This window comes from Peribacillus sp. NPDC101480 (assembly GCF_050277335.1).
In the GTDB taxonomy this organism is placed as follows: Bacteria; Bacillota; Bacilli; order Bacillales; family DSM-1321; genus Peribacillus.
In genome coordinates this window covers 25,619-49,857 of sequence record NZ_JBNNSB010000007.1, presented here as the reverse complement: position 1 = coordinate 49,857, position 24,239 = coordinate 25,619, and the positions used below count along the sequence as shown (strand labels likewise).

Sequence of the window (24,239 nt, the reverse complement as noted above, 5' to 3'; positions counted from 1 at the left end):
AAATACAGATAAGAAATCCGAAATGGGTGATCAAATGGAATACCTAGCAGAAAACCTCATATATGGCATAGAATGCAGCATGGACAAGTTCACCAAAACAGAGGAAGAATTGGCCCATTATATTCTGCAGCGCCCTGAAGAAGTAAGTCAGTTAACGATCAGCCAAATAGCTAAAAAGCTCCATATTTCACCTGCAACCATTACGCGTTTCTGCCAGAAATTAGCCTTTTCTGGGTTTAATGAGTTCAGGCATGAGTTAAAAAGGTTCGTCGATCTCCGAAATACGCCGAAAAACATGAAGAACATCAAGCAGGTGGATTATTTCGCTAAACTGTATCAAGATCACTTAGGTATCATTGATAATACCTTTCATATAACGACATATGACAATATCCAAAAAGCTGTCTCTTTCCTTACAAAGGCAAATAAGATTCATGTATATGGAATAGGGAGTTCTGGTATAGCGGCCCAGGAGTTCAAGTCTAAGTTCTTTCGTATCGGCTTAACTGTCGAAGCCATTACAGACCCCCATCAGTCCATGATGGATGCAGCTTTAAGTAACGAGAATAGTGTTGTCATCGGCATTTCCATTTCCGGAACGACGAAAGAAGTGATTTCTGCAGTTAAAATCGCAAAGAAGCAAGGCGCATGCATCTTGGTCTTTACTGGAGATAAGAATTCCGAGCTCTCCCAGCTTGGCGATCTAACACTATTGGTCACAAGCAAAAACAGCATGCATATGGGACAAAACATCTCTCCATTGCTTCCGCTCCTATTGCTTTTTGATTTATTATATACAGAGTTGGTAGCAAAAGATTATAAAAACCGGATAAGCATCAGGGAAAAGACTTTAAAGGTATTAACCGAGACCGACTGACTTTTGGCATCTAAAAGTTATCAGTTTGCTTGTTTAGCTGAACCTGAGCGATAGTCCTTTTCGTTATTCTTCATAAAAAAACTGCATCTCCAATTGGGGTGCAGTTCACTTTTATTCCTTTTAAACTAAATTCCTTATTACTGGCATGGAACGTTCTTGAAGGCTCTCGGAAAGAAGACTATACGCCACTACTTTATTCTTGTACTGTTTGACTACGTCCACATGGTCGTTGTACATATACACATATAATCTAACATCGTTTTTTCCTCTTTTTACATCAATTATAATGGGAGTCCCACTGTTCTCTGGATGCAAAAACAATTTCTCGTTCCCGGGAAATATATGATTTTTTTTCAAAAACTTAGCTTCGTTAAAGTAATTAAGCACTTGAATTTTATCTTCACCTTCCAAGCGCTTTCCATCAAAGGTCACGATTGCATCCGCGTCACTAATTTCAGAATGTATTTTAAATTTACTCATAATCCAATTCACGGCATCGGTTGGAAGACAGGTAACTAATAATTTAAGCAAACTTAAGATAATTGTCAAAATCAATACAGGCCATGTCATATTTGATCATCTCCGCTACACTATTATTTAATGATTCATCTATATATTTTTCATCCATAATTATGTCGAAAGGATTGTTCACTCAGCTTACAAAGGTGATTGTTTCAAGGCATCTATCAGATTCTTTTTGTTCATATTTCCGTAACATTTGTGAACAAATTCACATTTTTTCACAAGCAAATAGAGTATGTCTTACGAATCAAGGCAATATTTCTATGCATTTTGATATACTATTATAATAATCATTCACGCTTTCTTAGGCTGATTTTATTACGAAGTAGATGATACCCACAGTTAATACTAGCGCAAGACCAATATAAATATAACTAAGGTTCAACAAATTCCCTCTCGTTGCTGCAGAATAATTACTATCACTCTTCCCCGTTAATGAAAGGGTGCCAACCAGAGCAACTAAACTAATGGCCACTACTAATATTACACTTATCGTCATGATTCAACGCCTCCAAATATTATTATCCATTACCTTGATCCATTTACAATCATTCCGATTCCCATCGTAGATCGCGCTTCATGTTTAATGAGTAGATATATTAGAAAAAGCCCACTTCTCTATAATAAAAGAACAACCAATTTTTGGACCATCCAATTAAGTGAAATTTCCACCATCCACTTGCTGAATTCTTTCGTAATATACATAGAAAAGTGCAAAGTGCTACTGAAGAAATGGCTAAGATACCGCGGATTGCAGGAACTCATGCCTAACTTGTATCCACAAAAAAGACCTTCAACCCCTCGGGTATGGTTACAATTTTTAGATGTTGATTTCCACTTCAGGCACTCGCTTTCCGCGGGCGGTCCGGGAGCCTCCTCGGCGCTCGCCTGCGGGGTCTCCCTTCGACGCGCTTTTCCCGCAGGAGTCTCGTACCTTACGTTCCAATCAACTTTGTTTTAACATTTAGATGAAACCTTCTTTGTGAAAACAGGAATGTGCCATGATGCACCTTTCATGCTGTAGATAAACTCGATAATAATGGCGTTGCCTACCGTTTTTTATGGCTTGTACAAAGTAGATGTTGATTTCCACTCCAGGCACTCGCTTTCCGCGGGCGGTCCGGGAGCCTCCTCGGCGCTCGCCTGCGGGGTCTCCCTTCGACGCGCTTTTCCCGCAGGAGTCTCGTACCTTACGTTCCAATCAACTTTGTTTTAAAATCATGGTTCGAAATGGTCTCATCCTGAACCATGATTTTAAAGAAGACCTGATTATCCTTCATGTTTTTTTATTTTTTATATGGATGGAACCCTCATTAGGTTGAAGAAATTTGCGACACTCCTGCCGAATTACTGGCTAGCCGAGACCCCACAGACGCTTGAGTCGAGGAGGCTTGGCAGACAGTCGGCGGAAAGGGAGCGGATTTCTGAAATCAACACTTTTTAATAAAAAAAACTGCAGGCAAACTGAGTTTTCATCAAGTTTGTCTACAGTCTGGAATCATCATGACTCTTTCTCGTGAATATCAAAGCGTATGATTATAAACTTTTTACCGCCTCTGCAAACCTTTTGATGCCTTCGTGAATGGAAGCCTCATTTTCCCTTGCAAAAGTAAATCGTACGTATCCCTCATCTGTACCTAGCGTTGAACCCGGAACATATATGACTCCCCTTTTGATGGATTCCTCCAGTAACTTTATTTCGTTCAATGCCACTTTCAGCTTACACCACAAATGAATTCCGCCATTTGGCAAATAATATTCAACTTTTTTTGACAGGAATTGTTGAAGACTCGAAACCATTGCATCCCTTCTATTTTCCAGATGCCCCCTTAAGCCGGCAATATGGGCAGGAAAATACTCTGAATCCAAAAAATCGTTTGCTATCCATTGAGTGTATGAGCCATGACCGAAGTCAACCTGCTGCTTAGCATCAGATAGTCTATCTATGACTGGTTTCGGTCCAATGATCCACCCAATTCTTAAACCGGAAGCAACAATTTTTGACAAAGAGCTTATATATAAAACATTTCCGTTGTTGTCCATCGATTTAAGAGTGGAAATTTCTTCACCGGCAAAGGAAGTTAAACTATAAGGATCGTCCTCTATGACCGGTATTCCATATTGGGATGAAAGTTCAAGAATCCTTTTACGACGGTTGATATGAAGGACAGTTCCTGTAGGATTTTGAAATATAGGGTTCAAAAAAATCATCCTGATCCGATGTTTTTTATGGAGTTCCAGTAAATCCTCTGGGTTGATGCCATCTTTATCAACTGGTAAAGGAAAAATTCTTAGGCCAGCGGATTGAAAGATGGGAAGGTTGTAACTATATGAAGGATCTTCCAATACGACTGCATCACCTGGCTTTAACAAGCATTGGACCACCAGATGCAGGGCTTGCTGTGCACCAGAAGTAATGAGTATGGAAGATGGATCCGTGTCAATTCTCCTATACTGTTTCACATGATTGGTTATCGTTTCCCTTAAAATTGCATTGCCTTGAGGGTGATCATAACCCAAGCTACCAATGAAGGACCTATTGGAAATGATTTCACGTAAGGGTTGGACTGGAAATAAGTCCTCTGAAAGCTCCCCGCTAGCTAAGTTAATAAGGTTATGCCCTTCCGCCTCTCTACGTATTCTTTGGGTTACTGGCATATTGGGCAAAAAAGAACCCGCTTCGATATATCTATTCCAGCTGGGTATGCGCTTTCGTGTAATTCCCCAGATATCCTTGCTGATCATCGTTCCGCTACCTTTTATTCGTTCAACCAGTCCATTTGCTTCCAATTCATCATATGCCGCAACAACTGTGCTTCTGTTAACTCCCAGTTCACTTGCCAAGAAGCGTTCAGACGGTAGCGGCTTATCCAATAAAAATGTTCCATCAGCAATTCCACTCTCGATGTAAGCCGCTATTTGTTTATATAAAGGCTTCTTGGATTTTCTGTCAGTTTTCCATTCCATAAGCTACATCCTTTAAATTGTTTAGTTAAAAGCATACTAAATTATTAACTTTATATACTTATTCATTCCCAAAAGCAGTAAAACCTCTTATTTCAGTATAATCTTCAGCAGAGATTATTGCACTCTGCCGTACTACAAAATAAAAACGAAAGCCTCCATTTCTTAAATGAAATGGAGGCTTTCGTTTCATCTTCTTCAACTATGCAGACTCCCCTTTAGCCAAGGGCGATTCAGATAGTGTCCGATCGGGATTTGGATCAGGCTCGTTTTCCTTTGCGGTCCGTCTATCTTATAAAGTTCATCACACATATTCACATCAAAGCCGAGCAGCGGGTGCCCGTTCATTCCGAGGGCTGATGACGCTAGCAGTAGCTTCTGAACGAGCATCCCCGCCTCCATTTGCTGGATGCGGTATCCTCTATATCCAAGTTGCGTTTTGGATTGGTCCCGCTCACCAACTACATGTATGCAGATCGGCACTTGCTGAAAATTCATGATATCGAGGGACATTCCGTATTGCAATAGGAGCCGATGATCTCCTGGTTGTATCTGTCGTAATGAATGGGTCGTGCTGTCATAATGGTATGCACCATCTTGTATGTCTTCCACATTATATAAACAAGCATAGAGGGAAACGCGATTTTCGTTGTTCTCGTTTGTTCCATCCAAGTCATTTCGATAGGAGAACGAAGCGGTTGCCTCCTGCAGGAGAGCGGCCAGCTGCGATTGACTGACTTTCCCGAGTACAAAGTCCATTTCAGGTGAAAATCGCTTCCGGCAAACTGATGCCAAGTCATAGGACAACCGCTTCACGATAGGAAGGGCTACAATTTTCCCTTCGAATTCCGTCCCATTCTTTGGATTGACCCGCCGGAATGATTGAGTGGATGCCATCATGGATGCTTCATTCATTTTGGTTAGCATCGGAAATTCCCTGATCCTCTGCGACCGAACATAGTGTTCAGGCTGGATATCCGTCAATTCCAGCAATAATTCCGTCGAGGTGACATTTCTGTCCATACTCCTTTCTTCTCTAAATCTAAAAGAAGGTTCTGCCGATAAGGGGATCACCGCATACGTGCTCTCTTCCTCTTCCGAAAGCCCAAGCAGATGATTGATGGCCCGATCAAGAAATTGGAAGCACACCCCGGCGGCGATTCCAAACCGTTTCGCCACTTCGAGCAACTGTCCAAGAAGCACGCCCGCATCCAGACCTTGCAGACGGTATGAAAAGTTATTATATTTGTAGAAGTTTTTCCAAAACATCGTCGATACGAAAACCGTGCCAAAGGATGCTGACATATCAAAGGATTCACCAAGAGCCTTTGTTAAATAGGAATCAAAATTCCCTTCCCGCAGCAAAACCAACCGGTGGTGTGCTGCATCATAATGGTATACGCCAGCAGGTAATCCCTCCATCTTCAAGTATACGTACAATTCACTTGGATACAAAGCTCCCCCTGATGGCGGAAAACGCCGGAATGACTGCATGAGGTCCTCAGATTCCGAAGATCTCGGGACCTGGCTGACTTGGGTCAGGCCATATGCGTACCAGAGGAAATGACCGATTCCTTCAAGGTCCTGCCGTGAAGGCCCGCTTCCCCCCTCGAGCGTCAGCGGTACCTCCAGTGAGAGTGGAAAAACAGGCAAGTCACGGTAAAGCTTATACGTTAGCGGTGCATCTTCCCAATCCACTTCCCAATCCGGCGGACTTGCCTTTTCGATATCAAAATGCAAATTTTGCAAAAATGCCTCTAGACTCATCCTCCAACCTCCTAAGTCACCGCTTATGGAAATGGATGCGGATGCGGATTGAGCTGTTCGAATTCAAGCGGCTGTTTTGCATATCCAAGTTCCATCGGAACCCTCAGTATTCTCTCAAGCCCCGTTATGCGGGTAAGATGATGGCCGAATGTCATCGGCAGCATCCCCGGGATCATCACTTTCACGCAATTTAGTCCATTTCGTGCAATTTCCGGTGTCGTTTGATTCACCACAATCACCTCGAGTTTCAAGCGGCGAAACTCCTGAAGGATTTCCTGCAAATCTTCCGTCAAGTCCGGATGATTGACCTTTTCCCCGTATTCTTCAGCGAAAGTTCGCATCGAGCGGTCATCATCCAGCAGAAACTGCAATCGCTCTTCGGCTTGCGGTAAACCGTACAGCATGCCATGATCATCCATTTTCCGTACCAGTGAGGAATCATGCAGCATTTTCTCAACCTCATCCTGATTCTCTTCCAATTTATCGTCAAGGGTCAGCATCATGCCAGCCAGCTCGAAGACCGCGCTTTTCACCGCCCGGACCGGATCCAGATGGGCCCCTGCCGCACAAATAATATTCAACCCTTTTTGTTTCCTGTTTTTTGCCAGCGCCCATACGCTCGGTATACCATGTTCCATCGTTGAGTTAAATAAATGGATATCATATCCCGCTGCCGCCCTTGCCCTGTCAATCATCAGCTCCAGTTCTTTGTCTTTTGCTGAATAAGGATCAAGCCGTGTGAGGGGCAGCTGCGCATACCAGGTCAGCAGGAACGAATCACGTTCGACCACTTCCATGATGCCGTAGAAAATGGCCTCCTCCAAACTTCCCCCTAGAGCACATCCATTGGAAGTTTCATAGACAAATCCATGACCGCAGCCCAAGCTGTAATAGGAAAGCAATTCCGGGACCAAGATTGGCCGCTCTTGCAAAAATGAGTGGCCCCACACCCAATCTATCGAGCGGTCAGGATTAAACGGTTGAAACGGGAAATCCCTCTGTGCATAATTTTCCTTCGAATGTACCCCTATCCTGATGGGATCTAGCGCAAAATCTTTCAGGTTGTTGTAGCTGTCATGAATGACTGTCCGTTTGCCGCGGGGCTCCATTCCGCAATACCTTTCCAGTCCCTCCAATATGGCAGTCATCTCACTGACCTCATATGATAGAGTCCGGCCCGCCGATCCCTCATCTCCTATGAACAAAGGCAAATTAACACTTACATCGGCAAATGGCGGTACAAGGTCTATCATTTTATTATTCAAGAATCCTGTTCGGTGGTCCAAGTAATCCTTGGCCAGAACTTCATTCAGCTCCTCCATCGAACGGGTACGGTAACTTTCGGGACTGATTTTTGGACTTGGCTTCAACGAAATCCTTGCACGCTCCTTCGAGTCATCAGGTAATGTTGAGCAAACCTGACACAATGGGTCAGGTAAAAAAGAGTGCCACGAACCATTCAGCGTTTTCAGGCTGATTAATGATACATGCCCTTCCGACCGGGCGTGTTCTCCTTTCATCACCTTCCTTACCTCTGCACAAATCAAGTGGGCCATCTGTAAAAGGCCTGTGCGGGATGCCGCCGGATCACGCTCTATCCCCCCATTTTCCTGCAGCTGTTGGCGGATTCCCCACATTTCCTTTCGATCACGCCCAGCCATGAGATACCTTTGGTCCGCGCACTGTGAGCAGCCAGGAACACCCGGGCGCACCAGCGGACCTATCACTCCCTCTCCAAATGATACAAACCCCCGCAGCCATGGAATGCCCGCTTTCCCTATCACCTCTTCCGCCTTTACATGGTCAGCGGGATTCCAAGCGTCTTGCAGCAGAAGGACCATTGCCGTCGTTTGCGGGATTCCTGCCTCGAAATCGGTATGGCGATTTACCTGATATTGGCCGGACAGGTCCCCATGAACATGGTCGGCCAACACTCCTTCCCCGACAACCAATACGTCAGTTTTCACCCTGATTCCTCCTCTCGCAAAAACACCCCAAACACACCTGCAATTTCTTCCTTCAAGAAAGGTTCCAGATCTATTTCGAAAACGTGGATTCGCTTACTGTTCTTCTTCAAGACTTGAATGGCGGACTGTACCAATTCGAGATTCCCTTTCACCCCGCATGAAGGAATCACAAGATCGACCTTTTCTTCTTCAAGAACAGGCGATGCCACTAAACCTGGAGCTGTTAAGCAAACGGTCTGGTTTTGGACTTTCATGACGGCCTTTTGCAATGCGTTCCGTAATGCGATCGTAACATTCAAACCGACAGCGCCGGACCAGCCATCGCTCGTTCCTGCCCAAACTACCGGGAAGCCTGACACTCCCTCACCCAAGGCGATGATCGGATCTCCCTGCAGCCGGGTCAACGCTTGTAGATAATACCTGCAGCGCTCATCTTCCACTTGAGCCAATTGCACTGTCACAAGTTTCTCTTGGTTGAACCGCTTATTTAAAAACTCTGTATCCAAACTGCTTTGCAGTCCACGGCAAACACATTCAGCAAATGTTTCCCCTGCTCCGACACCGATCGATTCCTTTATTTCGTCTGCTCCCCGAATCGGAGGAAGAGTCGCAACAAGTTGGCTGAGTGTTCTGGATACATATGCTTCAACTCCTGCAAGACCGCATTCCCTCCTCGCTTCCTCATGCGTCAAATCTGAACGGATGATTTCGGGCAGGAGTTCTGCCGGACCGGACGACAGCGGATCAACAGCCTGAACGCGGCATTGAGCCAGCGGCAGCTGTTTTAAATCCCCCTCATCCCAACGATGAAAGATACCGGATTCCGAGGATGTCAACCGGCTGAAATACATAAATACCTTCCCCGGTTCAACCGGGTCCAAATTCTGTTCAAGCCGCCGTTCAAAATCTTCAATCCATGCAGCAGTCCCTTTTCCCGTCACCCCCGGGTGGGGAATGAACGGATGCCACTTTCCCTCCAATGTATCCATATCCAACAGATAAAATTGATTGGCTTGTTCTGCTGCCGTAACTCCTGTAGCGTCTTTAAACCATTCGAATACCATTATATTGGCTAACATCGCTCCAGCTGTAGCGGAAAAAGAAGATGATGTCTGATTCTTTTCCAGTTCAGCTTGATGTAAACGATGCCAGGCTGACTCCCAACAACCATTTGAATCTGGATGGACAAGCGGACCAGCCATGCCTACTTGATTGATGATCATTGCAGGAAACAGGGTCTTTTCCTCTTGCCTGCAAACCGAATGAAGTTCTCTTAATTCCTCTATATCACCCTCCTGTGACACATATAATATCGAGTCAAAGGGCTGCACGATCTCCCGCCATTCAATCTCTGTTCCCTTTTCAAGCACGACCTCCTCTATCACAACCTCGTCGTCCGTCTTACGTGCATGTGCCACGATTTCATTCAATCTCTTTCTATTGGTCGGTACCGTGTCCGTAATGAAGATATGGAATGTGGACAATCCGGATTCAATCAGTGAGGACACCAATGAAAGGAACAATGGACCAGAGCCTATAGCCAACGCCTTTTTCTTTCGATAAGTTTCAAAACGGTAAGCCCCGGAATCGCCGCAACTTTCCAGGAACTCGATTTGCGAAGCATACCTTTCAAGAACTTGTTCCCTTAATTGATGGGGACTGTCCTGACTTACATCCCGAACAAACCCATTACCGTACAAAACCTCGGCAATTTCCATCACCCGGTTCCGGTATGGGCCAGGCAATCCATCCGTCAACTCGCTTAATGTATGGTTCCCATTGAACATCGGTAATAACTTTTCAATCCATTGAACGATCGAGCTGCCCTCCATACGGAATGAACTTATGTTATTCCTGAAATACACACCTCTGTTTGGTTCCGGAAGAAAAAACGTATCCCTTTTCACTTTTAAACGCATAGAAGGGGTCAAATTCACCATTCCGCTCCTCCTAACCCGAAGCATTCTAAGTACTGCTATTAGCACAGCACTTCACTTTAATCCTATGTACGACAATTTGTCCCTTATGTCTCATGCTATAAAGAAAAGTCCCTGCACATGCAGGGACTTCCTTTAGAAAACCTGGATACTTAACCGGCGCAACGACCGCAACGACCGCCGCAACCTCCGCAGCGTCCGCATCCACCACAGCGACCACAACGACCGCAGCGACCGCCACAACCAAAGCAACCAAAGCACAAGAAACAGCCAAAACAGCCGAAGCAGCCACCCACACCAATGAATTGTCGGGACGAATCATCCAGATTGTACTGGTTTTGATCCCAAGGAACTGGCTGAGTCACCTGGAAATCATCTACATTCAGATTTTGCAATTGATTTTGAAATTCATACATTTTATATAACCTCCGTTTTTTTTTAAAGGTAATGCTTAGAACAGGAAACCTGAACGAAATGGTCAGGGAATTTAACACCACATCAAGTATTCCCTCCAACAAATTATGTCAGGGGAGTGGGTATTGCCACTGATTAAAGCGCCTAATTTCCTTGAATCTCCTTAAAACGGTTCAAGACGGAAACAGGATAATCACTATATTAATTATGTGGCTTAGTACAAATGAAAAACTTCGAGACAAAGCTGAAAGAACCTGGAACTAAGTTGGCAAGCCTATAGGAGCTTAGCTTATCAACTCGAAAAGGGGTCCTTTGCTAGTTAGAAACATAGAACCTCAATATCCTTTTCATCTATGAATTACGATGCTACTCCAAACAATAATGTATGAAATTCAATCTCGCTTCGAACCAAAATAAAGCCCTTGCACTAACTTATACAAGGACTTTATTTAATCACTTTGAATTTTCTTTTGGTAAATCTAATGTTGGAGTACGATCAAAGAAATTCCACGGTTTTAACATGGCGTGTACCCATTCTGTTGGCATCATTGGCCATTCTTCAGCTCGTGCTATATGAGTTGCACCTGTGGTCATCCATACCACATTATCTGTATTGTCAATGGAACCATTGTCTGCCGAATATTGTCCTAATCCTGTATCTGTTTTGCTGCGGTTCGGATATTTACCTTCCGGATATCGCTCGTCCGGGTCATAATTTGTGACCCACAACTGCTTGTCCATAAAGTTAACTCGCTTAAAAAGCCAGTCATCATCACTAAATAAGGCTCCTTTGGCAATCGGGTGAGTGCCTCCTGCAAAAGGGATGATTTGATAGGAAACAGGATTTCCTACCTTATTCTCCTTATTAAGATTACTGAACAGTCGAATAGTGGAAGAATCAAATTTTTGAATCGACTCTTGCTCCGTCTTTACTGTTTTTTCTTCTGTTACCATAACACTTTTGCGTGGACCGCCCTCTTGATTTTTTTCTACCTTTGGATTAATTTCCATTAGGGAATTACTTTCGCCATCAACATCTAGGTCAAGCCTGAAATTGTAAATGTGCTGGTGAGTGGTTCCGACAATATTATTATCAAGCAAAGTACCATATTTTGTATCCTCTTTTGCAGTTTTGTCATGCATTGTTTTTGATTTAACACCTTTTACTGCTTCAATACCGGATGCTCCTACATCAATATTAATTATTCCATTTTGCGATAACTTCCAATCAAAGATATAATCATAGTTTCCTATTGTACTAACCCAGCGAACCACTAATTCACGGCGTTCACGGCTTTGATTTTCTTCTTTAAATGTCGCAAGGTCGGCATGTTTATATTCTGGCCCCGCATATTGTTCAAATACTGCAATGGCATTTTTAATAACGTAAGGATTGCCCGAGTTATCTGCAATTGTTGCATCTAGCAGCACGGCGTTTTCTGGTACGTCCGCTCCAAGTTCCAGCGGTGCAGTTAATGTGCCCATTCCATATTCACCAGCATCCAAATAGGACTTGAAGTACCAGCCAACGTCAGGATCTCCGTAAGGAACTATCATCCCACCGAGTGATCCTTCATACATAATTTTTCTTTTTTTCCCATGGTCATCATAAGTAACGGTTGATAACACAGGTCCTACCCGAGTATCCAATCGCAAATGGAAATCCCAGTTTTGCCAGCTAATCGTATTTCCTTTTATTTCATAGTTCTTGCCTTCTGGCTCGGTAATATTAAGCGGTTTTACTTTGGATTTCTTCTCATAATCTCTACCATCATATGCGTTTAATTGCATCGGGATTGGAATGACACCATCATCTTCTACTTTAATAACCGCTTTCTTTTCAAGATCTACAACTGCGACCAAATTTTCAATTGGATGCGCCCAAAAATTCCCATCACCTGTATCCAAATAAGATACTATTTTCAATAGACGCTTATCATGCTCCAATTTATCTTCACCATCGAAATAACCTACTGTCAAAGGGGTCGCAACGACCTTTTTAGGGTCATCTATCCCCCGCTTTTTTAGCGCTTTTGCATAGTCTTCACTTGCTTCAATGGCTCCTTGGACAGTAGCAAAATCATCCATAATTACCATGCCCTGAACGCCGTCCATTTCATTCCATGAAACTAGTTTTTTTGATGATATATTCACTTCACCCTCAATAACTTGTTTGCCATTCAATGCAATGAACTCTGCTTTTCTTGTAAATGCGTTGTCTTTTTTCTCTTTATCGTACTCCCACTCCCACACTTTCTTTTTTTCGGGAAGCTTCAGTGTAATTTCTGTAAAACGAAGAGTATCTTTATATTTCCCTGCCTCTTTGATTACATTAACCACTGCTTTAATTTCTTTAGGAGTTAAAGGATCTAAAGGATGATAAGCTTCTTTTATTTTAGCTGTTTGCTTGATTTCAGGGAGAACTTCATTCACAAAATGATCAGTTACGTAGATTTTCTCATCTTTTTCTATCACGTTTGATTCGAGTGTAATCGCTTTTCCATTAATATACGCTTTATCAGAATCAGGTATTATTTTTATGACCGTATCATCTTTTTCGATGGTGATTTTTTTTGTGAAAAAACTCCAAAAATCAGATTTAACAGTTGCACCAGTACCTTCTAAAGCTGATTCTAGCTTAATTAATTCCACTTCACCGCCATGAGCAGAAGCATTGTTATTATGAATTAGTGAATAAGGAGAGAATATGAAAGTTAGTGCAGTCATTACAATAATTGCTGCTTTGAAAGTTCTTTGCATTGTTTTCATAGAATGTTTCCTTTCATTTTATATTTTTAACTTTCATTAGAAATAATAGTCTTAGCCACCGTACCAATTTAAGCCTTTTTCACTTAAATCAATCCATACACTCTTTGAGTGTGTATACATATCCATGGCTTGTACCCCTAATTCTCTACCAAATCCACTTTGTTTCATTCCTCCAAAAGGAGTTGTACTATCTAGCATACTGTACGTATTAACATAGACAGTTCCTGCTTGGATACCGCGCGCCATACGATGAGCTCTTTTTAAGTCATTGGTCCATATCCCTGAAGCTAAACCGTAAATAGTATCATTTGCTTGTCGTAGAGCATCCTCTTCATCTTTGAAGCGAATAACCGACACGACTGGTCCAAATATCTCTTCACGCGCAATTGTCATTTCGTTGGTTACATCTCCAAAGATGGTAGGTGTGAAATAATATCCATTTTTCTTGCCTCTTTTGCCACCCGTCACTAATTCCGCACCTTCTTCAAGACCAATCGCTACATACTTTTCAATCGTCTTTAACTGTTGTGCGGAAACTTGTGGACCCATTTGTGTTGTCGCTTCAAGGGGATTTCCTACCCGTATTGATTGTACTTTACTAGCAAAAAGATCCATAAATTTATCATAAATACTTTCTTGGACAAATAAACGAGAACCAGAAGCACAAACTTGACCTTGTGCAAAGTAAATGCCAAACATCGCTCCATTAACTGCATCTTCAAGAGTGGCATCGTCAAATACAATGTTAGGTGATTTCCCTCCCAATTCTAACGAAACTGGTTTCAAGTTTTTTGTAGCTGCTTGCATAATTAAGCGACCCGTGTCCGTTGACCCCGTAAAGGCAATTTTATCGACGTCTGGATGAGAAGCTAAAGCAGATCCCACGGTTGAACCTGGACCGGGTACAATATTAATCACCCCATCAGGAATACCGACTTCTTGGAACAGTTTAGCCAGCTCTAAAATACTTGTTGATGTTTCTTTTGCTGGCTTAATTACAATTGTATTTCCAGCAGCTAAAGCAGGAGCTAATTTCCACATCGTCAGCATTAAAGGAAAGTTCCAAGGGACAATGGCGCCAATTACACCTAATGGTTCTTTTAGTGTGTAGTTGAAACGATTATGAGGTGATGCTAATGTATCACCCTGAACCTTGTTTGCAAGTCCTGCATAGAACTCCAGTACATCTATGGTAGAAGGAAGCGCTATATGCTTGGTTTCATTGATTGGTAAACCATTATCTTTTGATTCTACTTCCGCTAAAAAGTCTGAATTCTCCCGCATTTTCTGAGCTGCTTTATACAGAAGTCTACCTCGGTCACTAGGAGACATAGTCGCCCATGGTCCGGATTCGAACGCTTTTCGAGCTGCTTTAACTGCATGGTTTAAATCTTCCTCGCCCCCTTGTGAAACAAGGGCATAAACTTCTCCTGTGCCAGGATTAATCGTTTCAAATGTTTCTCCTGAGAGTGAATCTGTCCATTTTCCATCGATAAATAGTTGATATTTATTCATTTTCTCCACCTCTTATTTATTTTTTTGATAAAAAATCGAAATTACTAACCATACAATTTTGAAAAAAATAGCTAGGTTTCCTTATGTGATGCGTATCTTGAATAAGCTAAAAGCCCCTAACTTTGTTTACACACAGAGTTGAAAGCGACTACATTATTATGATTTTTCAACATGGATAATGAACTCTTAAGTCTTGTTTTTTGGTAAATGGCATCCATTAAAATTGAATGTCATCAGGAGTAATCCTTAGCTCTTTAAACTTCATTCGATAAACTCTATATTCAGATAGATATGTCATAATGTAGTCTGAAATCTGCTCATTTACAGTGCTTCTATTTCAGCACGAGTTAGCGTTTCAATTTCTGATTTGTCCATGAAAGCATACCTCTTCCATTATTTTATTGATTTTTTTAAAGAGATAGAGTAATTAGTAACTCTAAAAAACACATAAATATACCTAAAAATTCAACAACCGTTACAAAAACGTTATACAAATAAACATTACTCTCCTTCAATTACCCTTAATTCAATAACTCAGAAGTGTACTATGCATCCACTTATTCGGTTTTGATAAGGAGATGTTTATTTTCCTACCTCACACACTTCCGTTCCTTTCATCTCCTTAGGTTAATTTTAAAAAGTCTTTTAATTTATGAACTATTACATGTTAGTATTTTATATTATCCAGAAAAATCAAAAAATTTACTATTACCCAAATGGGTCATTTTATATCAAAAAGTAATTCATTTTATTTTAAAATGTTATATAATCAAAAAAAGTTAACTTGGAGGAAAGCCTATGAAGGATATGTCTAACCCCAGCTATAAAAAAATTTTATCTTTTATGGATGAAATTACTTTTTCTAATGTAAATTTCCGTGAAAAAGTACTACAGACCTTTGAAAATTTATTTGGTTACTGCCAATCTGTTTTTTGGTTATGTGATGATAATAATGACTTGATCGAACCTATTACGTTAAATATAGATAAATATGTTATGGATGATTATCTTAATAACTTTTATCAATTAGATTTGCTAGCCCCAAAATATAATAGGCTAAAAGCAAGTAAACAAACTGTTATAAAAAACCTTGATTTACTTCCGCCTGAATTATATGAAAAAAGTGTATACTACAATGATTTCATGTTTAAATATGGATTTTATTATGATGTGGGTGTTTTTTTATATGATAGAAACAGCATTAAAGGTGTTCTGAACTTCGTTAGATCCAAAAAGGAGAAGCCTTTTAGTACATCCGATATTATGTGTTTAGAGGTTATTTCTAGGTTCTTATCGCAAAAAACAAGTGATTTCCCTTATCCTTATGTAAGCGTTCCCAAAGAAAACATTAATCCTTTGAAAAATAAGATTCTGGCTAGTTCTCAAGATCTCAGACAACCAGATTTAACATCAAAAGAAGCAGAAATATTACAACTGGTTCTAAAAGGCCATACCAATATCACCATTGCCAGCGAACTATTTATTAGTGTTAATACAGTAAAAAGACATTTGCAAAATCTTTATAGAAAGTTTGATGTCTCAAACCGAACAAGTTTATGCTATAAAATTGTTAAACCTTAAACACAATCAAAAAAACCAGAAGGCCCCAACACCCTTCTGGTTTTCATATTAATTGCCTTACAAGTACCTTTTTTCTTCGTCATTTACAATGAAAAAATCCTTATTATAAAGATTGCCCCACCCTTGTTGATGGGAGAATCACTTATGTACTGCCGTATCCAATCAGGCGTTTCTCCATGTCTTTTAAAATATAAGAAAGCTGTATAGAATCTTTAATAGGAAGTTACCTCTTGTGCTTAATAAGAATTCCACACATCACTCTTTCCAATTAGTTCTGCAGTTGTTCATATCGATTCCAGTTTACCGATTTTTCCAGCACGATTGATATTAATACGCCCATTATGAGCCCATTGGTCAAAAAGGGCTGTAGAAGCGCGGGAACGTTCGAAAATGCATTAGGAAGGATGTTCATCAAACTTACTCCAATCAATACCGGTACGGCAAGCCTGAAAATCGTATCTGAGGTGAAATGCTGACCCTTGACGCTGTTGAAAGCCGTACCGAACAGCTGTAGATAAGCAACGAACAATACTGCATTCCCGACTGTTATCGGCATGGTGGCCAGGAAAGAGATGAAAGGAGGAATGAGCCCAATTATGGTCAATAACATGCCTCCAAGTAAGAAGGGCCTCCGCTCATAGATTTGAGTGCTCTGCAAAAATCCGATGGATGAAGTAAAAGGTGTATACGGAACAAGACCAAGCACCGGAGCGAAAATGGTAAAGCCGCCAGTCATGAATAAAGAATTTCGATACTGCTTGTGTTCAGCTTCATCGCCGATTAATTCCGATGCAGCCTGAATCGAAGCGAACGTGTTGCACAAATTCAGTAATCCTGCAAAAAAGGAAATCGCTATGATCCCGAATTCCAGGTTTGGAGCACCTAATGGGAAAAATGAAAAAGCGGCACCCGTCGAGCCTATTTCTCCCCCGGCCTCCGGAAATAACAGCTCGTAAAAAATCCATCCCACCATAATTCCGATCAATATCGAGAAATTGCTTATGGTCCTTGGACCTTTTATCTTTAGTATACTTACTAAAAGTACAATCCCCACTGATAGGAAACTGACCGGGATGTTGATTTCCCCATTCTCCGTTATCCCCAGCATCCCCTTAAAAAAGACAAAAATGAGCTGGAACGTCAGAAGGAATAAATAAACCGTCATGACCATGGGAGTGAAAATCTTCTGGACATAAGAAATAAGGTTGAAGGCAGAAATAATGACAGTCACGACACCAGCGGCAATGAGTCCAGTAGCAATTCCCCCTCCTATCTCGGCATAACCTAGCCCTATGGATGGTGCAGATAGTCCTAAATTCAACATCACTCCCCACAATAGACCGGAGTGACCTTCCATAAGTGGATACTTATGCCCCTTCCACCCCTGAAACACGCAAGCGATCCCGGTGAAAATGAGCGAGCTTCTCATGGTCATTTCCGTGACATTGGGAGGAAGATCAAAAGCTGCGCCAATAGATATGGGCACTACTACCGTATTTGCAAAAATAAAAAACAACCATTGAAAAGAAGAAAATAGAGTCACAGAAGATCTCCAACTTTTCATAGATTCCATCTCCTTTGAACATGATACTTTTTAAAGCTCATGGTGAATTTCAATTGCCCTTCCCTTCAAAGGCGATAGGGCAACATCATGATAGTAAACGCGGTCCCCCGAGGGTGGCTGCCATTGCTGGACAGATGTTTTATGGCATATGATCTTTGCAGATCGTATGCAAGATGATAACGTTACCATTAATAGTAACAAAGACTGAGTCTCCCTGCTAATTTGTTGGCTTGACTACTGTTGCAAGGCAAATGGGCAATTAGAAGCGAGACCGTTTTAAATATATTGGGGTATAACAGTAATGAAATGAGAGCAAAAAAAACACTTCCTCAGCATATAACATAAGTAAGTAAAAGTACATGGAAGCCGTTCCATACCCAAAACGAAAAAGGAAATCCGGAAGTATCCAGAATTCCTTTTTCGTTTAGTACTACCGTTAAATTGACTGCTTTTGTTTATATAGTGAACCGGCAACTAAGTTCCCCTTGTAAATGACCGCTTTACGTTCAGAACGCCTGGCAACTGCCTCTGCCGAACAGCTTGCGTCAATCAACACAAGACTTGCAGCATCCCCCGCCTTCGGCCAGACCTTGTTACCCTTTTCATCCAATGGGGTTTTTCCCCCAGTTATATACCCGAGTGTTCGGGAAAGTGAGACTTCATCAATCCATTTGAAACGTTCTGCGAGCCTCCCTGCTCTCTCTAGGATGTCACCATTCCCAAGAGGTGACCATACATCAAAGATATTATCATTTCCTACCGATACTTCAACCCCTCTTTCTTGTAATAAATCGACAGGGGGCATCTGCCTGTTAATAGGGACACTGGTGACGATGGACATCCCCGCATCCCTCAGAACGTCAGCCAGTTCATAGGCTTCTTCCCTGGATACGTCCCCGATACCGAAAGCATGGCTTAATGCCACCCTGCCTTCCCAGCCCGCTTGCTTTGTCAGAGCTGCCAAACGTTTCATGGTGAACGTGCCCAGATGGCCTGGATCATGTAAATGCAAATCCACATCAGCGTTCGCTTCCACTGCTAAATCCATCAATTGAACCAGCGATGCTTCAATATTGTTATCGACTGTCGCTGGATCCACCGCCCCGACGATTCCTGCTCCGTTTCGCAATGCCTCCCTGACAAGCTTGACAGAACCGGACCGCAACAATCCGTGCTGGGCAAATGCGACTATTTCCGAACTGAGTCTATTGGAATAGCCAGTAAGCGCCTGTTGTACTTGCTCTAAGTTTTGCAAGCCCACTTCCGGATAGATATCAACGTGAGTACGGATATGTGCAGATCCAGAAGCTAAAAGGATTTCCAGTAATGATTCTGCACGTTTACATGTGCTTGTTGCAATGGAAGGCAGCACCCTCTTCTCATTTTCAAAGCGTTCAATGACACTTGAAGAAGGAGTGCACGCCCTCCAAACATCCCCCATCAGTGTTTTATCAAGATGAACATGCTTTTCAATGAAGGATGGTAACGCCAGCAATCCTTTTGCATCTTCCACTGGTAAATCATCACGTATGGCTTCTCCATCTTTGACAATCTTCGTGATTCTCCCATCCTCGATCAACAGATGAAATAGCCCGGTCATCGTTCCTGTAACTCTACCATTCTCTTTTCGGTAGCCACATTCCAAACGAACATTCTTTAACCAATAGATTGTATTCATGATCTTCATCCCTTCTTGATATAGACCTTCAATTCTTCTTCAAGGCAAATTCGCGATCGAGTCCGCCAAAAACCACATTTCCATCGACCATAACGGCAGCACGCGTCGATCTCCTGGCAACTGCCTCGGCAGCACATGATGCATCCACAAAAACCATACTTGCGTCATTTCCCACATTCGGCCATAAACGATTACCTTCATGGTCCAGTGTCTTGACCCCGCCCGTAATGAATTGAAGCGATTGGGACAATGCATACTCGTCCTTCCAGTTATACCTCTCGGCCAATCGGCCGGCCTTTTCCAGCATATCTCCGGTACCGAATGGTGACCAGGAGTCATAAAAGCCATCGCATCCGAGAGCAACATGGACACCTTTTTCATGCAGTGAATCAATCGGGGGAATGACCCGGTTAATCGGAACCGTAGACATGACGGCTATCCCCAGGTTTGATAATTCACCGGCCAGTTCATTTGATTCTCCGATTGAAACATCACCAAGTGCGAAAGCATGACTGATGGCCGCTCTGTTTTTCCACCCTGCTTCATCGATCAAAGAAGCCAGTTTCTTGATCGTATATAAACCAAGATGACCGGGATCATGTATATGAATATCAATATCTGCATCAAATTCAACGGCCAGATCAACCATTTCATATAGGGAAGCTTCTATATTATTATCCACTCCGCCAGGATCCAGGCCGCCCACTAATGACGCCCCTTCTTTCATCGCCTGTCTCATCAGCCCTTTTGAATTCGTTCTTAGCAGTCCATGCTGCGGGAAAGCCACGATCTCGTATGTCATTTTCCCACTGAAACTACTTAGCGCCTTTTGAATTTCTTCCAAGTTCTTCATACCGATGTATGGATCGATGTTAACATGCGTCCTTACATGCGTTGCCCCGCCGCTTAACAATAGTTGAAGCATCCGTTCAGCCCGGAGCCGCCCGGTTTCAGCCAGTTCAGCAAGCTCTTTTGCTTCTAATTTTAAGCGTTCGATTAAGTTCGGAACCGGAGTGCATGATTTCCATGGCAGTCCTAAATAAGTCTTGTCAAGATGGTTATGCATCTCTTTAAAAGGAGGAAGTGCAAGCAGCTTTCCCGCGTCGTGAACAGGACCATCCGTTTTCAAAGGCATAGTTGAAGCCAATTGCAAATCCTTTATGACCCCATTTTGTATATACATGTTGTATGTAGCTGTCTTCGTCCGATCAATTCGTTCATTCTCAAAAACAAATCCACTATCAAGCGTAACGTTTGTAAGCCAGTATGCTTCATTCATCAAATCACTCTCTTTAATAGAAGATTAAACACCTGTCGTCTCAAAAGATGAAATAGATCCGCTAACAACATTGCCCCTGAAGATGACAGCGGCACGCTTTGCCCTTCTAGCCACCGCTTCCGCTGAACAGCTTGCTTCAAGCAAAACGATATTTGCCTCATCCCCGACATTAGGCCATGTCTTGACCCCGTCTTGGTTTAATGGGGTCTTCCCACCTGTTATGAATTGCAGGCTTTGCGCTAAGGAACGTTCTTCAATCATGCGGAACCTCTCTGCAAGGCGACCGGCCTTTTCCAGATTGTCCCCGATGCCAAAGGGTGTCCAATGATCAGTGATGCTATCATTACCCAATTCGACTTTCACCCCTTTTTCATGAAGCAGGGGGATGGGGATCGTTCTGAAGATGGGCACTGTGGATGTAATCGATATGCCTGTTTCCGAAAATCTTTCGGCGATGCCCGTTGCCTCCGGGACTGAAAGATCTGCCAAACCGCTGGCGTGGCTAACCGTTACCCTTCCTTGCCAGCCTGCGTCTTCCGTAAGTGAAGCTAGGCGTTGCATGGTGAAGAGACCAAGGTGATCCGGATCATGTAAATGGACATCGATATCGGAATTGTATTCAACCGCGATATCCATGATCGTTTCAAGTGACCGCTCTATGTTTTCATCAATGGTGGCTGGATCCACGCCTCCTACCAGATTTGCCCCATTCCTCATGGCCTCCCTTACTAAACCAGCGGAATTGCTGCGTAATAGTCCATGCTGCGGAAATGCGACGATTTCATACGTCAATTTATCACTATATCCTTCCAGTGCCTGAATGGTCGCCTCTAAGTTTTTCAGTCCTATAACGGGGTCAATGTTGCAATGTGTGCGTATATGGGTAGATCCGAAGTCCAATAATAAATCCAGCATTTTCTCTGCCCTTACTTTAGCGGTAGGCAATAATTCTGGCAGTAAAACCTGCTCTTCCTCTATCCGGGTTTTCACGCCATTAATGGCAGGCATGCAAGCCTTCCACGGACCGCCATAGTAGGTTTTATCTATGTGGATATGCATTTCCTTAAACGAGGGGACCATCAGGAGACCATGAACATCATGCTGCGGGTCCTGATCCGTTATCGATTCCTTCGCCAATAAAATGGAGGATATTTTTCCATTTTCAATCTTGATGTGGTAATGACCGGTTTCAGTGCCGGTGATCGTTTCATTTTCATTATAAGTAAAACCATTTTCCAAGCGTACATTCGTCAACCAATACGATTGAGACATTAAACTCACCCTTCCATTTCAGATTGAACATGCATCACTTTCATTATAGTTTTAAAGATCAGCAAATAATTTCAGAATTTTTACTCGTTTTTATGTTATTTTTACTTATTGTGCCAAAGAAAAGGCTCCCTAAAATGGATGAACTCTTTCAGATTGGAGACAACTCTATGAAAACTCAGTTTGCCTGCAGTATTTTATTTAATAAGTTCAATTGATTTAGAAAGCCGCTCCCTTTTTTTGTAGACGTTGATTGAATCGTAAGGCACTCGCTTTCCGCGGGCGGTCCGGGAGCCTCCTCGGCGTTTGCGCCTGTGGGGTCGTGCTTTTCCCGCAGGAGTCTCGCACACCCGTTCCAATCAACTTTGTTAGAACATTTAGATCGTAACCTTATCTGAGGAAATGAAAATGCTTTGGGTCAATTGGTTCGGGAACATCATTTGATTAAATATCGTTTTCCGAACCCCATTCGTTTACAAAATGAAAGGCTCACCCTAAAATGGATGAACCCTTTGTTCTTATCTGCGCATCACTTTATCGTTACGTCATTTATCTCCAGATAGCCTGAAGGGCTGATTGAAAATCCTTTTACATCTTTCGCGACTGCAGCAACATTTTCTATGACCCTTACAGGAATATACGGGGTGTCACCCATCTCGATTTCCTGTGCCTCTGCGTATAGTTCTTTGCGCTTCTCTTCTTCTTTTTCCTTCCTCGCGGCATCTATTAAACGATCAACCTTTTGATTGCTGTAAAAGAATGTATTGCCTGCCGCTCCCTGTGAATCGGTATGAAATAGATTATATTGATTATAATCAGCATCGCCGGTCGCGTTTCTCCAACTGATGATGAACATTTCCGATTGCCCTTTATTCACTTGTTCCACGAACGAACCGTACTCCATCACCTGTACCTTCAAATTAATGCCGATACCCTTTAGTTGGGATTGCAGGACCTCGGCCAAGTTAACTCTTTCTTTACTGTCCATTGTCAGGATGGTTGCATCCAGTCCCTCAGAATATCCAGCTTCGGCCATCAGTTTCTTTGCTTCCTTCAGGTTGTAATCATAGGCTTCGAGATCTTCGTTGTACCCGAATACTTTAGAGCCCATCAAGGAGTTCGCCTTTACTCCCACATTATTAAAGACACCCTTGATGATCGAGTCCATTTCAATGGCATGAGCAATAGCTTTACGTACCTTTACATCATTGAACGGTTCATTATTGACATTGAACCCTAAATATTCGGTTCCATACCCTTCACTGCGGTAAACGTCCATTGCCGGTGAAGATTCCACCTGGTCCATTACAGCAACAGGAAGAGGCTCTGCGATATGCGCTTCACCGGTTTCTATCATCGATATCCTCGTGGAGTCTTCCGGGACGACCTTGAATAGGACCTTGTCCACTTTTGGCTCATCTCCCCAATAGCTGTCGTTTTTCTTCAATATGATTTCCTGGCCCGGGGACCATGAATCAAAAACGAAAGGACCTGTTCCATTCGGTTCCTGGATAATCTTTTTGCCATACTTTTCAATCGTTTTCGGACTGATGATTCCGCCTTCATGATTCGCCAATATGGAAAGGAGAGGGGAAAAAGGTTCCTTCAAAATGAATTGCACGGTAAATTCATCAACCGGTTTCACCTCTTTTACCATATCGAATACTACCGCTCTGGGAGAAGCGACCAACGGATTCAATAGTCGATCAAACGTCTTTTTTACCGCATCTGCATTAAATGGTGTGCCATCATGAAACTTTACATCTTCCCTAAGCTTGAATTCCCAGGTCGTGTCATTTATTTGCTTCCATTTTTCTGCTAGCATTGGCTGTATCTCACTATTCTCATCCCGTTGTACAAGACCTTCATAGATTTTATGGTGAGTGACGCTAGCGGCGTTAATCGTGGACATGAACTGCTGATCCAAATTCTCGGCGTCGGATAAGCGGGCAATAACCAATGTACCCCCTTCGTTTGATGCTTTGTTCGGATCACTTGCTGTTGTGCTTACGTCATTGTTAGAAGAACAGCCTGTAATGATGATGGCCATGATCATGACTAGAAAAAACTTTCCTGTCCCACGTTTTAACCCCATGGACTTCGACCTCCCAATTTCATTTTTTGAATACTTATCTA

The 24,239-nt window shown here is 42.6% G+C and carries 16 protein-coding genes; 2 read left to right on the top strand and 14 right to left on the bottom strand.

Annotation, left to right across the window (positions count from 1 at the left end; all coding sequences use genetic code 11):
- Positions 1 to 34 precede the first annotated feature (34 nt).
- The gene (locus tag ACQKMF_RS21080) at positions 35 to 877 is read left to right on the top strand and encodes a MurR/RpiR family transcriptional regulator (RefSeq protein ID WP_053537367.1); all 843 of its coding nucleotides are present in this window, start codon (positions 35 to 37) and stop codon (positions 875 to 877) included.
- Positions 878 to 997: 120 nt separating this feature from the next.
- On the opposite strand, the gene ACQKMF_RS21075 is transcribed toward ACQKMF_RS21080, so the two are convergent.
- The 9 genes from ACQKMF_RS21075 to ACQKMF_RS21035 form a co-directional block, all read right to left on the bottom strand.
- Complete coding sequence (locus ACQKMF_RS21075; RefSeq protein WP_048687504.1) at positions 998 to 1,447, bottom strand: YfmQ family protein; 450 nt, start codon at positions 1,445 to 1,447, stop codon at positions 998 to 1,000.
- Between the two features lie 256 nt (positions 1,448 to 1,703).
- Complete coding sequence (locus tag ACQKMF_RS21070) at positions 1,704 to 1,898, bottom strand: hypothetical protein (RefSeq protein WP_101224389.1); 195 nt, start codon at positions 1,896 to 1,898, stop codon at positions 1,704 to 1,706.
- A gap of 1,037 nt (positions 1,899 to 2,935) precedes the next feature.
- Positions 2,936 to 4,366 (bottom strand): PLP-dependent aminotransferase family protein, encoded by a 1,431-nt coding sequence (locus tag ACQKMF_RS21065; RefSeq protein ID WP_427574796.1) that lies wholly within the window; start codon positions 4,364 to 4,366, stop codon positions 2,936 to 2,938.
- 195 nt (positions 4,367 to 4,561) lie between these two features.
- Positions 4,562 to 6,130, bottom strand: a complete 1,569-nt coding sequence (locus tag ACQKMF_RS21060; RefSeq protein ID WP_427574794.1) for a SagB family peptide dehydrogenase — start codon at positions 6,128 to 6,130, stop codon at positions 4,562 to 4,564.
- A gap of 23 nt (positions 6,131 to 6,153) precedes the next feature.
- Positions 6,154 to 8,097, bottom strand: coding sequence for a TOMM precursor leader peptide-binding protein (locus ACQKMF_RS21055; RefSeq protein WP_427574792.1), 1,944 nt, complete (start codon positions 8,095 to 8,097; stop codon positions 6,154 to 6,156).
- Entirely contained in the window at positions 8,094 to 10,037 is a 1,944-nt protein-coding gene (locus ACQKMF_RS21050) for a putative thiazole-containing bacteriocin maturation protein (protein ID WP_427574790.1), read from the bottom strand. The genes ACQKMF_RS21055 and ACQKMF_RS21050 overlap by 4 nt, the downstream gene beginning before the upstream one ends.
- 149 nt (positions 10,038 to 10,186) lie before the next feature.
- Positions 10,187 to 10,450 carry a heterocycloanthracin/sonorensin family bacteriocin gene (locus tag ACQKMF_RS21045; RefSeq protein WP_402940734.1) on the bottom strand — a complete coding sequence of 88 codons (264 nt, stop codon included), beginning with the start codon at positions 10,448 to 10,450 and terminating at the stop codon, positions 10,187 to 10,189.
- Positions 10,451 to 10,901: 451 nt separating this feature from the next.
- On the bottom strand, positions 10,902 to 13,217 hold the full coding sequence (locus ACQKMF_RS21040; protein WP_427574788.1) for a stalk domain-containing protein: 2,316 nt from the start codon (positions 13,215 to 13,217) through the stop codon (positions 10,902 to 10,904).
- Between the two features lie 51 nt (positions 13,218 to 13,268).
- The gene (locus tag ACQKMF_RS21035; protein ID WP_402940729.1) at positions 13,269 to 14,732 is read right to left on the bottom strand and encodes an aldehyde dehydrogenase family protein; all 1,464 of its coding nucleotides are present in this window, start codon (positions 14,730 to 14,732) and stop codon (positions 13,269 to 13,271) included.
- A gap of 798 nt (positions 14,733 to 15,530) precedes the next feature.
- On the opposite strand from ACQKMF_RS21035, the gene ACQKMF_RS21030 reads away from it, so the two are divergent.
- Positions 15,531 to 16,313, top strand: coding sequence for a response regulator transcription factor (locus ACQKMF_RS21030; protein ID WP_427574785.1), 783 nt, complete (start codon positions 15,531 to 15,533; stop codon positions 16,311 to 16,313).
- 268 nt (positions 16,314 to 16,581) lie between these two features.
- Here the strand turns inward: ACQKMF_RS21030 and ACQKMF_RS21025 are convergent, their stop codons facing one another.
- The 5 genes from ACQKMF_RS21025 to ACQKMF_RS21005 all read right to left on the bottom strand — a co-directional run bounded on the left by ACQKMF_RS21025 (position 16,582) and on the right by ACQKMF_RS21005 (position 24,198).
- Entirely contained in the window at positions 16,582 to 17,877 is a 1,296-nt protein-coding gene (locus tag ACQKMF_RS21025; RefSeq protein WP_402940723.1) for a uracil/xanthine transporter, read from the bottom strand.
- A 436-nt stretch (positions 17,878 to 18,313) separates the two neighbouring features.
- Entirely contained in the window at positions 18,314 to 19,555 is a 1,242-nt protein-coding gene (locus tag ACQKMF_RS21020; protein ID WP_427574783.1) for an amidohydrolase, read from the bottom strand.
- Positions 19,556 to 19,583: 28 nt separating this feature from the next.
- A complete protein-coding gene (locus ACQKMF_RS21015; RefSeq protein ID WP_230177122.1) occupies positions 19,584 to 20,834 on the bottom strand; it encodes an amidohydrolase family protein in 1,251 nt (416 codons plus the stop codon).
- 24 nt (positions 20,835 to 20,858) lie between these two features.
- A complete protein-coding gene (locus ACQKMF_RS21010) occupies positions 20,859 to 22,106 on the bottom strand; it encodes an amidohydrolase family protein (protein ID WP_230177120.1) in 1,248 nt (415 codons plus the stop codon).
- Between the two features lie 526 nt (positions 22,107 to 22,632).
- Entirely contained in the window at positions 22,633 to 24,198 is a 1,566-nt protein-coding gene (locus ACQKMF_RS21005; RefSeq protein ID WP_402940714.1) for a glutathione ABC transporter substrate-binding protein, read from the bottom strand.
- Between the last annotated feature and the right edge of the window lie 41 nt (positions 24,199 to 24,239).